Origin of the sequence: Paenibacillus sp. V4I7 (assembly GCF_030817275.1) — a bacterium.
Lineage (GTDB): Bacteria > Bacillota > Bacilli > Paenibacillales > NBRC-103111 > Paenibacillus_E.
Window position 1 is genome coordinate 2500217 of the sequence record NZ_JAUSZD010000002.1, and the last position, 15356, is coordinate 2515572.

Below are 15356 nucleotides of genomic sequence, written 5' to 3' on the forward strand. Positions count from 1 at the left end.
TATACATCTTATCCATCAAGGAGATTCCAACTATGAATTTATTAATTGTGGAAGATGAAGTCCGCCTCAGAAACGCACTAGCTAACAACATTCCCTGGGACAAGCACGGAATTGAAGTCGTAGGACAGGCAGGAAACGGAATGGAAGCACTGCGGCTGATCGACCTCAAAAAGCCTGAGATTATCTTGCTGGACCTGCAGATGCCGGAGATGGACGGGCTGACTTTAGCAAGAAAACTTCGCCAAGCCGATCCTTTGTTGAAAATCATTGTTCTCAGCGGACATGACGATTTCGCATACGCTCAAGAGGCACTGGGGCTTGGTGTTATGAAATATTTGTTAAAACCGGCTGGGGACGAGGAGATATTGGAGACAGTGCTCGAAGCGGCCGACCGATTGAAGAGTGAGCTTGAGCAGCGCCACAACGAGGATGAGTTAAAGCAAAAATGGAAGCTGCATCTTCCACACCTAATCAATGAATTTTTCCAGAGGTGGCTGAACGGAAAGTACGAACCATGGGAGATTGAACAGAAAAGCAAGGATCTTCAAATGGATTTACAAAAAGATGCCGAATATGCTGTTGCTGTAGTCGATATGGACCCGTTGTCGGAGGATGAAACCCGATTCAGCAAGAAAGATATTTCGCTGCTCCAATTTTCACTGAGCAGCATCGTGAAGGAGACATTGCTGGACACACCTTGTTGGGTTTCTACCGATTATGCGGGCTGTACGGTCATCGTGTTCCAGCTTGATGGAAATGAGGAGTCTGGAATAGCCCTCCAGAAAATCAATGCAATGACTGAAAAGCTGCTTTTAACTGTACGAAGCTGCCTTAGGTTAAGTGCAAGTGCGGGGATTTGCGGGATAACGGGCTGCCAAGAGGATATGAATAAGCTGTACGTACAAGCGGTTCGCGCGTTACAGAATCGGATCGTACTAGGTTATGATCTGGCGATCCCATACCGGGAAGAGCAGGGGAGAGAGCCTGAACTGTCGTTTCAGCCAAACTTGGAAAAAGCGCTGGAAATCGCGCTCGAAACAGGGGAAGGCGACAAAGCGATCGAAACGTTAACAGCTCTTTGGGACGGCGGCATGGCCAAAGCGGAAACGGTTGAAGACATGCATGAGCACATCCTCTATTTCACAAGCCTCTTTATTTGCATGATCCAGAAGCAGGGCTGGCCAGTGCGGGAAGTGGCCGGTGAGGATTACCTTTATTTTCACAATCACTTGGAGCTGGCCGCGAAGGAACAAATTCTGTTTTGGCTGCAGCGGATGATTAAGGCATATTTAACCTATGCCAGACAGAGGCGGAAATCGACGAGTCATGGCATGATCAAGACCATCTTAAGTCTCGTTGAAAATGAAATCGATCAGGAAATGACGCTGCATGCTGTCGCCGATCGGTTGTATGTTAACTCATCCTACCTTAGCCGTCTCTTCAAGCAAGAAACAGGCAAGGCCTTTTCTACCTATGTGCTGGAACGTAAAATGGAGCGGGCCAAGGCGATCCTGCAAGAGGGAGCAAGGGTATACGACGCCGCAGCTGGTGTCGGTTATAGAGATGTGAGCTATTTTACAAGAGTATTCCGTAAATATTGGGGCGTGACGCCCGGGGAAGTTCGTCATTGAATTCCTTACAAGCCGTTTAGTTTGCAACCTTCTCAGTTGATCTGGGAAGGTTTTTTTTGTACGTCCGACACGAGAAGTTATGAAAGTACCAAAACAAGTAATATTCCTCTAATTCGCAAAAAAACGGTGGGTGATAAACTAAATCTAAGAAAGACAGGTAAGAAGGAGGAGACACCTTGCGAGAATCGACCACTACGACGGAAACTGTCATATTTACAAAGAAAAATGGTAAAAAGAGCTATAGACGACAATTGTGGGTCGATATCAGGAAAGATTGGGATTTGTATCTCGCACTCATTCCCGGCATCGCATTTCTGCTGCTGTTTAAGTACACGCCGATGTACGGGATTATCATTGCTTTCAAGGATTTCAATATTTTCGATGGTATGGCCGCAAGTCCATGGGTCGGGTGGAAGCATTTCGATAAATTGATATCGTCCGCCAGTTTTTTGCAGGTATTCCAGAACACCTTAATGATCTCTGTTTACAAAATCATATTTCTCTTTCCGCTCCCGATCGTGATCGCCATTTTGCTTAACGAATTGAAGAGCATGGCGTTCAAAAAAAGCGTACAAACCGTTATTTATCTGCCTCACTTTCTGTCTTGGGTTATCGTCAGCGGCTTGTTCATTGATCTGCTTTCCACGAACGGCGGTATCGTCAACAAAATAATCGTCGCTATGGGCGGCGAACCGATCCGCTTTTTCCTGGACAGCCATATTTTCCGCTCAGTTCTCATCAGCACGGCTGGCTGGAAGGAGACTGGTTGGAACACGATCATTTACTTGGCGGCTTTGGCCAGTATCGATCCCGGCTTGTACGAAGCGGCTAAAATAGATGGCGCTAATAAATGGAAGCAAATCGTACATATTACACTGCCCGGCCTGGTTCCGATCATCCTGCTCATGTTCATCCTTCGTCTGGGCTATGTGCTCGAGGCGGGAACTGAACAAATTCTCGTTATGTACAACCCAAGCGTATACAACGTCGCAGATGTAATTGGCACCTATGTGTATCGCATAGGTCTCGGTGAACAGGATTATAGCTTCTCAACCGCTGTAGGTGTATTCGAATCCGTGGTTGCGTTTATTTTGATCTTAACGGGTAACGGATTGGCCCGTAAGTTTTTCGGACGAGGTATCTGGTAAACGGCGAATAAAGGAGGATTAGCTATGCATACAAAAGGCACCTTACAATCACCTGCCGTTAGAAGGTCTGGAGCCATCCCAGCATCCCGTGGCGAGAAAATCTTCACAGTAGTTAATCATATTTTCTTTATCCTGATGGGACTTTCCACCATCTTTCCGTTCATCAATCTCATCGCCAAATCGCTTAGCAGCGAGGCGGCCGTCGTTTCGGGGATGGTTACCTTTTATCCGATCGATTTTCAAATTGGGACTTACAAGTATGTGGCAAGCAATTCCTTATTCCTGAATGCGTTTATGGTTTCCATTACTGTGACCCTGGTTGGCTCGCTGCTCGCGTTATTCATGACGACGCTAGCCGCTTATCCGCTTTCTAAGCCGAGACTGCGGGGACGCAAGTTTTTTATCATCATGTACCTGTTTACTATGCTGTTCAGCGGTGGTTTGATCCCAACTTACCTGCTTATGCACAAGCTAAATCTTATCGATAAACTTCCGGTTCTCTTCTTGCCATTAATGATTAACGTGTACAACATGCTTATTGTCAAAAGCTATTTCGAAAGTCTGCCTGACAGCCTTGAAGAATCGGCGAAAATGGATGGGGCCAGTAATATGACGATCCTTGCGCGCATCATTTTGCCGCTGTCGATGCCAGTGCTGGCAACCATCGCATTGTTCTACGCGGTTACGTTCTGGAACGATTACTTTACGTCGCTGATCTATATCAACTCGGCAGATATGAAACCTCTGCAGCTTTATTTGAAAGAATTGTTCGTCTCTTCGACGGATGCCTTTATGCGGACTAATGTTGACGCATCGCTGAACGTTTCACCGCAGTCGATCCAAGCGGCTTCCATCATTCTGGCAACGCTGCCGATCATATTGGTGTATCCGTTCCTGCAAAAATATTTCGTTAAGGGCGTCCTAGTCGGCTCCGTAAAGGGCTGATCTCACAAATTAAACTTGAAGGGTGGTGGTTTGCAGGCCTAAGATGGTTCCATGAAATTTGGTTTTATGCACATCTCTATACGCAAGTACGAAAAAGGGAGGCTCTTTCATGGTTAAAAAATTGTTAGCTCTGATGACCATCACGACTTTGGCAGCGTCTATCACCGCTTGCGGCGGAAGCGGCCAATCGGCAGGCAGTTCCACAACACCGTCTGCGTCTACAGCTCCAATCACATCTGCAGATACCAACAAGCCGAAGCCGGAATTCAAGGCGCTGCTGCAATATGCGCGTTTTGATCCCAATACCGAAGTAGTAGCGAAGTTCCTGAATGAAAAAACCGGCTACAAAGTTACCTACGACATGCTGCCGGTTGAGAATCCGGACGACAAGCTCAATCTGCTCATGGCCAACAAAGAGAAATACGGCTTCATGCTGCTCAGCGGTCCACAATATTCCAAGCTGGCAGCTTCCGGCGCACTTGAGCCGATTGACGAGCTGGTTAATAAATATGGCACTAATATGAAAAACGTTATTACTCAAAACTCCTGGAACGGGGCGAAGCTGAACGGTAAAATTTACGGTATTCCGCAGACCGGATCGGGTACGATCGTCAACACAGCACTTATCGTCCGCCAGGACTGGATGGATGAACTCGGACTGAAGGCACCGACAACACGCGATGAGCTGTACAACGTCATGAAGACGATCAAAGAGAAGAAAAATGTCATGGCTTTGTCCGGCGGTAAAACCCCGCTCGTTCCTGAAATCTTGCCGACGTTCGGCATCACGATGGTTCAGTCGAGCGCAACGACCGGCTGGCAGGATGTTAACGGCAAACTGATCAATGTGGTAGAAAATCCGAACATGAAAAAATACTTGGAATTTATGAAAAAACTTTATACGGAGAAATTGATTGACCAGGAATGGTCTCTCAATCAGGCGAACAAAGTCATCGAGAACTTCACGAGCGGCAAAGCTGCTATTATCTCGAACGGCTACTTCAATGCGCCTACCGTACAAAATGCGCTGCTGAAAAATACGCCAAACGCCAAAATCGCAAGCCTGCCTTACCTGAAAGGCGATGATGGTAAAGTGCAAGTTATGGCTTCCGCAGGTATCAGCTATTATGTAGGTATACCGAAATGGGCAGAAAACAAAGAAGAGATCATCAAATACCTGGACATGAAGCTTGATAAAGACATTCATAAAGAAGCGACGATCGGTAAAGAAGGCGTTCACCACAAGGTGGAAAATGGAAACTACCTTCCAATCTTGCCGATCTTCAACGATCAATATAACAATGCCTCCACTTTCCTGACAGGTGTGGATGAGAAGAACTACCCGATCTATTGGCAGGCTCGTGTTCGTAAAGATCCGATTCTGACGGATGCCTTTAATAAAAATCAGGAAGCAGCCAAAGGCAGTACCGTCGTTGACCCGCTTGCTTTTGCACCGCCGCTTGAAGCTATCGGTAAATACAATCTGAAGCTGCAAAAGCTGATGGAAGATTCATTCCTGAAATACATCACTGGCTCAGAGCCTCTCGAAAACTATGACAAGTTTCTAGCCCAATGGAAAGCGGAAGGCGGAGACGAAATGACGAAAGCTGCCAACGAATGGTACGCTGCGAACAAGAAGTAAGCCTGTTTTAAGGCGCAATATTCCCCTGCGGTTCGTGCCGTGGGGGTTTTATTTCTCTGAGGGAGTGAGATAAGGATGAAAAAGATCGGGTTTATTGATTATTTTCTGGACGAGTGGCATGCGGAGAAATATCCTGGTTGGATTGAAAAGGCCTCGAGTGGCAGCATGAAGGTCGCATACGCTTATGGTAAGTCGAATATCGAAGGAAAACTCAGTAATGCGGACTGGAGCGAGAAGAAGGGAATACAGCTTCTTGACTCGATCGAGGCGATTGTGGAACAGAGTGACTACTTGGTTGTTCTGTCGCCGGATCATCCGGAGTACCATGAAGAATTGTCGCTGATTCCGCTTCGGTCCGGCAAGCCTACCTACATCGATAAGACCTTCGCACCCGACCGGGCCGCAGCCCTGCGGATGTTCGAGCTCGCTGATAAACATGGGACCCCCATGTACTCAACTTCGGCTTTACGGTTTGCTTCTGAGTATACGGAACTTGAGAAGCAGGGAATAGACTCCATTTGCAGCTTGGGACCAGGGAGGTTTGAGAACTATTCGATCCACCAGGTGGAGCCGATCGTCTCGTTGATGGGGACGGAAGTCAAACGCGTGATGTGGACGGGAACGGCAAATACACCAGCGCTGCTGATCGGGTATGGGGATGGCCGCCAAGCAACGATAAACCTATATGGATGGGAATGTCCGTTCAGCACGGCGCTCAGTTATGAAGCGGGGTCATCGAAGTTTCTAAAGATCGAGTCGGATTTCTTTGGGGCTTTTATTGAGAATCTTATCGGTTTTTTCGAGACTCAGAAGCCACCTGTTCCGCAGGCAGAAACGATTGCGATTGCAACGATTCTGGAATTTGGAATGAAGGCCGCAAAGACGCCTTATCAGTGGTTGGAGCTGCCGTAAACTGAGAAACATTAAAAATCAAACGGCAGGGATAGGTTCCCGCGTGAGTACCAACTAGTGGTTCTAACCAATCGGCTCATTTACACAAACTGCTCAAAAAAGCATCCGGCCCTTTCCAAATGGAAGGTAACGGATGCTTTTTTTGAACATGTGATGATTTCCGTTCTCAGACGTTATCTGTTGTCAACCTTCAACCATATCTCCAACTTCATTCTCTCTAATATCATTCGCTGCATCGTCGTATACGCCTTCATCATTCTCTTTATCTTCGATCTTCTCTTGGTGAGAATTGAACACCTTGATCTTAATCTCCGATTGTTTGCCACGATAAGAGGCAGTAATAGTTGCGGATCCAGGCTTCACAGCTGTAATAGTGCCGTCTGCAGCAATGGATGCAACTTTATCGAGCGAAGAGATGAATGTCGCTCCTTGGGTGATGTACGCCATTGTGCCATCCGAGTAAGAAGCTTTGAGCGGTGCTATGAAGGTCTCACCTTTGACAAGACTGTATTTATTCTCATCAAAGGTGAGACTTGCCAGCTCGACGACAGTAACGACAGATTTGGTAGTTTGTCCTTCATAGACAGCGGTGATTTCAGCAGTCCCGGCCTTCAGCGCGGTAACTGTTCCGTCTGCGGCAACGGCTGCAACCTCAGGATTGCTGGAGCTGAACACAGCACCGGTTACTACGGCTCTCGTTTCGTCCGAGTAAACGGCTGTCGTGACGGTGGCATGTTTGTCGCCTGCTACTAGTCGGTAGGCGGCAGAATCAAGCTCAATGCCTGTGATGACGGGAGCCGTACGCGTTATGGTTACGGTTTTTTCGTTCGTTTTGCGGCCGTCTACGTAAACGGAGATTTTTACGGGATTGGCACCTACTTCCAGCGAGACCTTGCCACTGAAGTCTCCGTTGTTAGCCAGCGCAGTCGGAACGCCGTTCAAACGAACATCAGCCATTCCCGTCCCAAGCACTTCAACATTGCCTTTGATCTCGAGATTCTTCAGTGGTGTGCTGGTGTTTGCATAGGCTAAGTGACCGCGCAGCACAGCCGATCTGACAGCATCGCCGACCTTGTACGTTCTGGCGACCAGCTGTCGTCTCGTCCGAACGCCGGAAGCATCCAGAGCAGAAATCACGAAGCCGCCATGCGGAATGACGCTGTTATTAGGTGACATATTCGTCCAGTTCCAGCTAAGCGCCTGTTGTTGGTTAACGACCTTAGTGACTTTACCGGTGCTATCTACGATCGCTTCGACACCAAAGGTGCTGGTAGCTGTCGTTAGACCAAACGAATCCGTATAGACGTTGAGATTATTCTCATTCCGGCTCACATTGTACAAATCGCCTTCGAGGAACGATTCCTGATTGCCTGGAACACTCGAGCCTACTTGATAATCCTTGACGTACTCCACGTTCTGGAGCGAGGCTTTCACAACTGCCCAGTTAACTTGCGAATAGTCGAAAAGCATCAAACCATTCGATTGCGACAAGCCAGCCTGGAACACCGACCGCTGCAGCGGGGGATCTTGGATGTTCGCCAGCGCGATACTAGCGTACATCGGAACTTCACCGTTCGTTACAATATTACCTAGCGTGATGTGATGCTCGATTTCTTTTTGCGTCGTTTGATACGTGCCAATCATAAGAAAATCAATGTTGCCTGTATAGCCGGTTTGTGCGTAAGAGTCCGTGTAAAGGCTGTCGGCAGGGAATTGCAGACGACTATCATATTTGAAGTTCGGGCTGCCCCAGTGGACACCGTTCAGGTAGTAAGACTCAAACCAGGAGCCGACATAGGCGGAAGAGTAGATCTTATGGCCTTTCAGCGCCGTGTAGCGATCGGTGAGCGAACGGACCTCATCCGTAAACGTCTTAATCGTCTGCGAGCGGAATTCCCACCAATCATTGATGAGCGGTCCGAATTGCCGGACATTGTTCACATAAGTGAAAACGTCGGCCGGCCAGTTTGTTAGTTGTTTACCGCGAACGGCGAGAAACGCCTCGAACTTCGAGCGGGTTAAGGGGCTAAAGTCAGCCGTTTCATTGTCATAGCGGGTACGGTCGAGCACGACGCCGTCAACATCGTAGTTTTTGATGACTTCTTCCATATTTTTCAGTTCGAAAGCTCTTACGTCATCATTAGCCGGGTTAACGAAAGCAACGAGGGATTTGCCCGTTTTGAAATAGTTGCTCTCACGCAGCCGCAGAATCTGGCCGCCATCCTCGGGTCGGTAAACGTGCTCTTCCCAATCAAGGTGCTGATTCAGCAGCCCATACTCGTTGTGCGCAGGTGAGCCTTCGGCAAAGACATTGAACGCTGCGTGGATTTTGATGCCGAGCTGATGCCCGTACTTGATGAATTCCTCCAGCATGTCTAGGTTCGGATTCGCTCCCGCACGGGTAGGCGCAGTCATCTGTGAGATATGTGGACGACCGGTCAGGTCGTTCTTCTTGTAGTTGGCGAAGCCTTCTACACCTTTAACATCTAATGCTATGGCCGTGACTCCGGCGTCTTTTGCCTTGATCAGCATATCGTGAACATTTTCAGGCGTCTGTAACTTGAAAATATTCGTTCCTTGGTCTACCCAGAGGACGACTTCCTTCGCGGTGCCGGTTTGTTTTTTATAAAACACGACAAGCGTCTTGCGGTCATTTTCCGTCCCGTTCTTTGCGGCGATGACATCAAGATAATTGACACCCTCCGTGAGAACAACCTCGATCTGGAAGGTGCCGTTCGCTTGCAAGGCAACCGTGGATTGGTTCACACGAATCGAATAGGGGATACCTTGCTCTAGGTTTTCCAGCTTGCCGGAGACCACTGTTTTCGGCTCGGTTACCGTAAACCATTCATCGTTGTTCAGCTTAAGCCGAGCTTTGAGGCCTTGTCCTGTCATTAATTCAGAGACAGGGATGACTTCACCGTTTTTGCGCAGCTTGATTTTGTCACCGACCTTGAAATTTTTCGCCAGATATTGCTTGTAGGTCTTGTTCGCCCAACTGTCGTCATTCGAAACTAGGATGTAACCGCCTTGTGGGATGACTAGGTCAGTAGGCCCTGTCCAGACAGGCACTGCGCCGTTCACAGAAGGGTTTACCACCCGAGTGACCTGGTTAGCTCCATCGACGACAACGCCGACGGAAGTTTTTCCAACCGTAATCTGAGGTGCATACTCCGTTGTGAATAAAGCTACATAATCGGTGATGCCGCTTACATCCTTATCAACAGCATTAATTTGCTTGCGAGGACCTTCAATATCAATGGTAATGTCGACCGGAGCGGCTTCTACTTCAATGTAATCGGCGGCGGTCGGAGCAGCGGCAGTGGCAGCGGAGCCTGAGACGGTTTCCGCAGCAAGCGCGGTTGTGGACCAAAGGGAAACGATCATTGTGAGCAATAGGGTCATAGACAACCATTTCGACTTATTCAACGGGTTTCACTATCCTTCCATTCATGTGATAGGGCTAGTTTTGAACCGATGCTATGTGAGTTTTGTCGTAAGCTGCTTTTTTAGAAGTGTATTTCTTCGCCTTTTTCGCTAGATTCATAGATACCGCAAAGAATTTTCATCATTTCAACACCGTCTTGAACAGGAGAAATGGTTTCTTTTTTGCCTTGGCATACTTCAATGAAATAATTGATTTCATCCTGAAACCCGGCAACAAAATCAAAAGACAGGTTGTTGATCTGCGGCGTGAGGTTCAAGATGGTATCGTGCTTCTCCGTAATGATAGATAGCTGAGGTTCCAGTTCGGCGCCGCCTTTGTCGCCATACAGCTTCACGGTAAGCTCGTCTTCCTTCGCATGAAGCGTGAAGCTTACGTCTACAAGGATGGAGGCGCCATTCTCGAAACGTATCAGCGCATTCGCCATATCCTCTACGGTATTGTGAGAAGCGTCATAGTCCGCCGCCTTGTAAAAGGCAAGGTTTTTCACGTTAGCGCGGTTGCCAAGTTTTTTGTAGGTATTGCCGGAGACTGACTTCACCTTCGGTCGGCCCATCAAGTACCAGCAAAGGTCGATAACGTGGACACCTACATCGATCAGCGGACCGCCGCCTGAACGCTCGACATCGGAAAACCAGCCACCCGGGTTGCCGAGACGACGAATGCACGAAGCTTTGGCGTAGTAAATATCACCGAGTTCACCGTTTTCCAGAAACGATTTGATGATGCGAGTGTTAGAAGCATACCTGCGGACGAAACCGACCTGTAGCGTTTTGCCGGATCGATGGACCGCTTCCTCCACGGCAAGCGCTTCGTTAACCGTCATGCAGAGCGGTTTTTCGGTAAGCACGTTTTTGCCGGCATCCAATGCGGCGATGGAGATCGGCGCATGGGTATTGTTCCACGTACAGATGCTGACGGCATCGATCCCAGGATCGGCAAGCAATTCTTTATAGTCTGTGTAAATGCGAGTTATGCCGTATTTTTCGGCTTTCGCCATTGCGCGTTCTTCATTCAGGTCGCAGATGGCGTAAAGCTCAGCGTCTGGATTATTTTGGTATGATTTCAAATGCATTTCGGAAATGGATCCGGCTCCGATGACCGCTACACGTACTTTGCTCATTTGAAAAACTCCTCGTCTCTAGAATGTTTTTTATACAGAATGAATTGTTGGCCAAGCCAGCTCAATCCCATAGCTTACAAGCATATTCTGAAAGGCTCTAAGCTCAGTCTCCATGCTGCGTACCTCGCGGGGCAGGAGTTCACGGTCGATACAGCGGCTTGCCAGAAAACCTGCCGCCTCGCCGATGTTCCATTCAACCGGATGGAGCCGGTAGCAGCCATTTGTAATATGGGTGACGCCAAGATTTTTGCATGCTGGAAGCAGATTGTTTATGCGGACAGGAATCAGGCTGCCGAGTGGAATTTGGAACGGCAGGGAAGAGATATCGATATAATGGCGATTTCCCGTGCTGGGATGCAGGTCAATTCGGTAACAGCCGATGCCTACAGAATCGGCGAACTGCTCTGCTTTCCCATCGGGTCGGCAGGCTGTGCTCACATGCTGTTCGAGTACGGTAAACTGGGCTTTGATCCTGCGTGACTCTCGCATGTAAGGTGACATGGCCAGTCCGTCCTCGGTTCCTACGATGTCTTTGCGCAGACGAAGTCCCGGGTAGCCGATCCCCCCATCAGGCCGAGGCGCTTCCGTTTGCAGCCAGTAAAGCAAGGAGAGGCTTAGCTGCTTCGCATCCCACAGATTCCGCTCTCTTTCCTCATCGCTCACGTCGATGACCGAACCAAGCCAGTAATCATTCTGCGGCCAGTTGACCAGTGTAATGCTTCCGGGATAAAAGCCTTGCTCGAAGTTTCTGCTGTCGATAATGCGCCGATAGTAGAACAGAGAGTACTTTTCCGTCCCTTCAAAAAGTTCATAAGTGACATGCTCTAGCGTATGAGGGCGGACGCCGGACCAGCTTAGCAGCCGATCGGGCCAAAAATCGGCTTTGTACTGCCGCCAGAAATCATAGCGCTCTGGACGTTCGATGGTGTGGTCTTCGCCTTCGATGTAATCCATCGCGAAGCAGTATGTAAAGCCCTGCATATCCTGCGGAAGAGCTTCACCTTCCACGGCGTGTGGTTCCCCGGTTTGGCTTTTGGACTCCGCCCCAGTCACATATTCCGCGCCGATAAGCGGCAGAACATCTCCACATTCCGTTGCGTCAAGGAAGTAGGCAGCGTATAGTTCCACGAGTTGTCCGGTAAGCAAATTGCGTACCGTTACCGTTCGTACGTCATCACCGTCGACGGAAGCCGATTCTGCGCTGTGACGGATAAGAATCTGCAGCCTCCCGCTGTGAATATAAGGAGCCAGCATTTCCTGCAGAACTGCCAATGCTGCGCGTGGCTCATGGCACAACCGCGAAACGCCACCGTTTCCAGGGTTAAGATTGAAACGGGACCGTGCCTCTTCGGTAAGGGGGAAATGGCGCCGGTAATAATCACGCACCCCATCCCGGAACTGCCGGTACGTGCGGGTGCAGCCGAACTGTTCAATCCATGGGTGCTCATCCGGCGGAACAGCCTGACTCGTTAATTGCCCACCAATCCAGTCGGTTTCCTCGGTCATGATCACCGTCTTGCCCGATTTGGCAGCGGCAAGTGCGGCTGCGCAGCCGCCGGTTCCACCGCCAATCACGACGATATCGGTATGAAATTTTTGAATGTTGTGGTTGCTGTTCTTGTGTGACAACGGAAATATTCCCTCCTTTTTCCTCCTCGCCTGCATAAATTCACAGGCTATCCTCATTGTAATACAGCGGGAACGAGGTCACAGCGGAGGACCATGACTTCTTTTGGTACTTTAATAACCATTGGCTATGAAAAAAAGGGATTGCTTGATCGGAGTCGAAAATGGATAACAAAGATTCACGATGTGAGTTCATTTTAAGGAGTAAGTAGAGGAGGACTTTATGATGCCAAATCAACAACAACCGGTCAACACCGTGCAGTTGGACGCAAACATGCGAATTCAGCAATCCGGCGACAATAATCTTAATTGGTATTCACCGCTAGAGAAGCCATTCCATATTGCTGGTTTCGGCTGGCTGCACGAAGAAAGGCTTTACCGCCGGCTGCCGGCAAAACCAGATTGGAAACTTCCAGAAGCGGTAGACCAATTGGCCAACTGCACCGCTGGCGGACAAATTCGTTTCGAGACGGATGCCACCTCGTTATCTGTCAAAGTAAAACTGTCGGGGGCTGCCAATATGTATCATATGCCCGCGACGGGGCAATGCGGGTTTGATTGTTACATCGGAAGTCCGGGGGAGCAGCTTTATTACGGCACAACCGTTTACGATCATAAGCTGACCGAATACGAAGCTGTTATTTATAAAGATATGGCGCAAGAGAGCAGGATCATTACGTTGAATTTTCCGCTCTACCAAGGCGTAGAGGAAGTTTGGATTGGATTGGATCGGGAAGCGCAGATCGTCCCGCCACCGATTTACGAAAATAGCGGTAAGATCATCGTCTACGGCACCTCCATAACACAAGGCGGCTGCGCAGCCCGTCCGGGTATGGCTTATACAAACATTCTATCCAGACGAATCAACATGGAGTTTCTCAACCTAGGCTTTTCCGGAAACGGTAAGGGAGAACCGGAGCTCGCTCATATCCTTTCTGAAATCCCGGACCCTGCATGCCTGATCTTGGATTATGAGGGGAACTGTGGTTCTACTGAACTGCTTCAGATAACACTGCCCGAGTTCATATCGATCTATCGAGATAAACACCCACTGACGCCTATTCTCGTGATCTCGCGTATTACCCACGCCAAGGAAAAATTTCAGGCACAGATGGCGCAGGATCGAGCGGACCGCAAACAAATCCAGAACCGAGCCGTAGAGCAGGCACGCGAACTGGGCGACGCCAACATCTATTTTTGTGACGGCTCTAAACTGCTGGGTGAGGATGCTCACGAATGTACGGTAGACGGTTCGCATCCGACTGACCTCGGCTTTTTGCGTATGGCAAATGGGCTCACGCCAGTGCTGCAGAATATTTTGGCCGATTGATTGCCGGTATCGTTATGCCTGAAGGGGTGGTTGAATGATGAAAAGGAAGAAAGCAGCGATTCTCGTCTTACTCGCATGCTTCACTACTGCTGGCTGCAGCTTACCGGAATGGGCAAAGAACGAAGATAAGGTTGCGGAAGCTGCACAGGAACCGGTCATTCGAATCGTCGTGAACAGTCTGGGCATGAACTTTCCGGAAGGTATGGATGAGAATAACAACCCCTACCTAAACGATATCGAGAAAAACATCGGCGTACAGGTGAATGTGACACTCCCGCCGCTGAATGGATATGATGAAAAGCTAAACGTCATTATGACGGCTGGGGAGCCTCCGGATCTGCTGAACACGAGCAATCCCTCTTGGTTTATTAATTTCGTGAATCAAAAGGCGCTCACGCCTTTGAATGACTATATTGAGAAGTATGGGGCGCACCTGAAGGCCAAAATCCCAAAAGAAGCTTGGGATAACGTTACCGTTGATGGCCAAATATACGCTATACCCAGCCTTAACGAGGTGAAGGGAACTGAAATCATTTACGCCCGAAAAGACTGGTTGGACAAGCTAGGCCTGCAGCCTCCTCGAACAATTGAAGAGTTTACTGCGGTGATGAAGGCTTTTGCCGAAGGAGATCCTGACGGAAACGGAAGGACGGATACCTTCGGTCTCTCGATCTTGGAGCGTCTCAGGAGAACGTCGCCTTTTCTCGGCGCCTTCGGCGTACAAATGAACGCCTGGTATGAACGGGACGGTAAGTTGGTTTACTCCGGTATCCTCCCCGAAATGAAAGAGGCACTCATTTACCTTCGCAGCCTGTACGACCAGAATATTCTGGACCCGGAATTCCCGCTCAATAAAATCGATGTACTTGGCGAAAAGATAGCGACCGGCCGGGTCGGCCTATATTCCGCGGCTTGGTCTGATACAGCGCACCCACATTGCGGCAAACCGCAAAAACGATCCGAAAGCGGTGTGGATCCCGCTTGACTTTCCGGTCGGACCGAACGGCAAACACGGGGTCTACAGCACTTCAAACGTCCGTTCTTACAATGTTGTGCCCGTCAAGAGTCAAAACGCTGAAGCAGTTGTCAAATTTCTCGATTTTATAGCAGGCCCCGGACAAACAAGCCTAAAGCTCGGTTTTGAAAATGAAATATGGACCCGGGTGAACGGAAAGCTTTCTATCCGGTTCGACGAGCACACGAAGCATGGTTATCGGGGTATCTATGGATCGTTGGTCGATACCGCAGAGCGGGAAATAACACAAGATCGGCTGGAGGGACTCGGCGAACAGTTTCAGCTATACGAAAACCTGCAGCGAATAGAGAGCAACCTGATGGAAGACCGGTTTAACGGACCACCGACACCCGCAATGGGCAAGCATCACGTCAAGTTGTCCAAACTGCAAGAAGAGACATTTACGCGAATCATCGCAGGAATGAGCCCTATCGAGGAATTCGATGCCTTTGTGAAGAAATGGAAGGATGCTGGCGGCGATGAAATAACCGGAGAAGTGAACGAATGGTGGCGAGAAACCGGCAAGTAGCCGGAAAGTA

11 protein-coding genes are annotated in these 15356 nt (G+C 49.1%); 8 read left to right on the forward strand and 3 right to left on the reverse strand.

Annotated features, from left to right (window positions below; all coding sequences use genetic code 11):
• Positions 1-32: 32 nt before the first annotated feature.
• From QFZ80_RS12510 to QFZ80_RS12530, 5 genes are all read left to right on the forward strand, one after another.
• Entirely contained in the window at positions 33-1631 is a 1599-nt protein-coding gene (locus QFZ80_RS12510; RefSeq protein WP_307546344.1) for a response regulator, read from the forward strand.
• Positions 1632-1807: 176 nt separating this feature from the next.
• Positions 1808-2779, forward strand: a complete 972-nt coding sequence (locus tag QFZ80_RS12515) for an ABC transporter permease (RefSeq protein ID WP_373460063.1) — start codon at positions 1808-1810, stop codon at positions 2777-2779.
• A 24-nt stretch (positions 2780-2803) separates the two neighbouring features.
• On the forward strand, positions 2804-3724 hold the full coding sequence (locus QFZ80_RS12520; protein ID WP_307559150.1) for a carbohydrate ABC transporter permease: 921 nt from the start codon (positions 2804-2806) through the stop codon (positions 3722-3724).
• Between the two features lie 109 nt (positions 3725-3833).
• Positions 3834-5366 (forward strand): type 2 periplasmic-binding domain-containing protein, encoded by a 1533-nt coding sequence (locus tag QFZ80_RS12525; RefSeq protein ID WP_307546342.1) that lies wholly within the window; start codon positions 3834-3836, stop codon positions 5364-5366.
• 75 nt (positions 5367-5441) lie between these two features.
• A complete protein-coding gene (locus tag QFZ80_RS12530) occupies positions 5442-6278 on the forward strand; it encodes a Gfo/Idh/MocA family oxidoreductase (RefSeq protein WP_307559152.1) in 837 nt (278 codons plus the stop codon).
• A gap of 183 nt (positions 6279-6461) precedes the next feature.
• Here the strand turns inward: QFZ80_RS12530 and QFZ80_RS12535 are convergent, their stop codons facing one another.
• The 3 genes from QFZ80_RS12535 to QFZ80_RS12545 all read right to left on the reverse strand — a co-directional run bounded on the left by QFZ80_RS12535 (position 6462) and on the right by QFZ80_RS12545 (position 12448).
• On the reverse strand, positions 6462-9707 hold the full coding sequence (locus QFZ80_RS12535; RefSeq protein WP_307546340.1) for a family 10 glycosylhydrolase: 3246 nt from the start codon (positions 9705-9707) through the stop codon (positions 6462-6464).
• Positions 9708-9787: 80 nt separating this feature from the next.
• A complete protein-coding gene (locus QFZ80_RS12540; RefSeq protein ID WP_307559154.1) occupies positions 9788-10846 on the reverse strand; it encodes a Gfo/Idh/MocA family protein in 1059 nt (352 codons plus the stop codon).
• Positions 10847-10876: 30 nt separating this feature from the next.
• On the reverse strand, positions 10877-12448 hold the full coding sequence (locus tag QFZ80_RS12545) for an FAD-dependent oxidoreductase (RefSeq protein WP_307564100.1): 1572 nt from the start codon (positions 12446-12448) through the stop codon (positions 10877-10879).
• Between the two features lie 250 nt (positions 12449-12698).
• Between QFZ80_RS12545 and QFZ80_RS12550 the strand changes: the two genes are divergently transcribed.
• Genes QFZ80_RS12550 through QFZ80_RS12560 form a run of 3 tightly spaced genes read left to right on the forward strand, consistent with a single transcriptional unit; the run spans position 12699 to position 15346 of the window.
• On the forward strand, positions 12699-13802 hold the full coding sequence (locus QFZ80_RS12550) for an SGNH/GDSL hydrolase family protein (protein ID WP_307559156.1): 1104 nt from the start codon (positions 12699-12701) through the stop codon (positions 13800-13802).
• A gap of 34 nt (positions 13803-13836) precedes the next feature.
• A complete protein-coding gene (locus QFZ80_RS12555; protein WP_307559159.1) occupies positions 13837-14787 on the forward strand; it encodes an extracellular solute-binding protein in 951 nt (316 codons plus the stop codon).
• The gene (locus QFZ80_RS12560) at positions 14771-15346 is read left to right on the forward strand and encodes a type 2 periplasmic-binding domain-containing protein (RefSeq protein WP_307559161.1); all 576 of its coding nucleotides are present in this window, start codon (positions 14771-14773) and stop codon (positions 15344-15346) included. Before QFZ80_RS12555 ends, QFZ80_RS12560 begins: the two co-directional genes overlap by 17 nt.
• Positions 15347-15356 lie beyond the last annotated feature (10 nt).

Excerpts from the sequence above, each read along its gene's own strand:
- QFZ80_RS12530 (WP_307559152.1), top strand. The coding sequence starts at position 5,442 with ATGAAAAAGATCGGGTTTATTGATTATTTTCTGGACGAGTGGCATGCG.
- QFZ80_RS12520 (WP_307559150.1), top strand. The coding sequence starts at position 2,804 with ATGCATACAAAAGGCACCTTACAATCACCTGCCGTTAGAAGGTCTGGA.
- QFZ80_RS12540 (WP_307559154.1), bottom strand. The coding sequence starts at position 10,846 with ATGAGCAAAGTACGTGTAGCGGTCATCGGAGCCGGATCCATTTCCGAA.
- QFZ80_RS12510 (WP_307546344.1), top strand. The coding sequence starts at position 33 with ATGAATTTATTAATTGTGGAAGATGAAGTCCGCCTCAGAAACGCACTA.
- QFZ80_RS12555 (WP_307559159.1), top strand. The coding sequence starts at position 13,837 with ATGATGAAAAGGAAGAAAGCAGCGATTCTCGTCTTACTCGCATGCTTC.
- QFZ80_RS12525 (WP_307546342.1), top strand. The coding sequence starts at position 3,834 with ATGGTTAAAAAATTGTTAGCTCTGATGACCATCACGACTTTGGCAGCG.
- QFZ80_RS12550 (WP_307559156.1), top strand. The coding sequence starts at position 12,699 with ATGCCAAATCAACAACAACCGGTCAACACCGTGCAGTTGGACGCAAAC.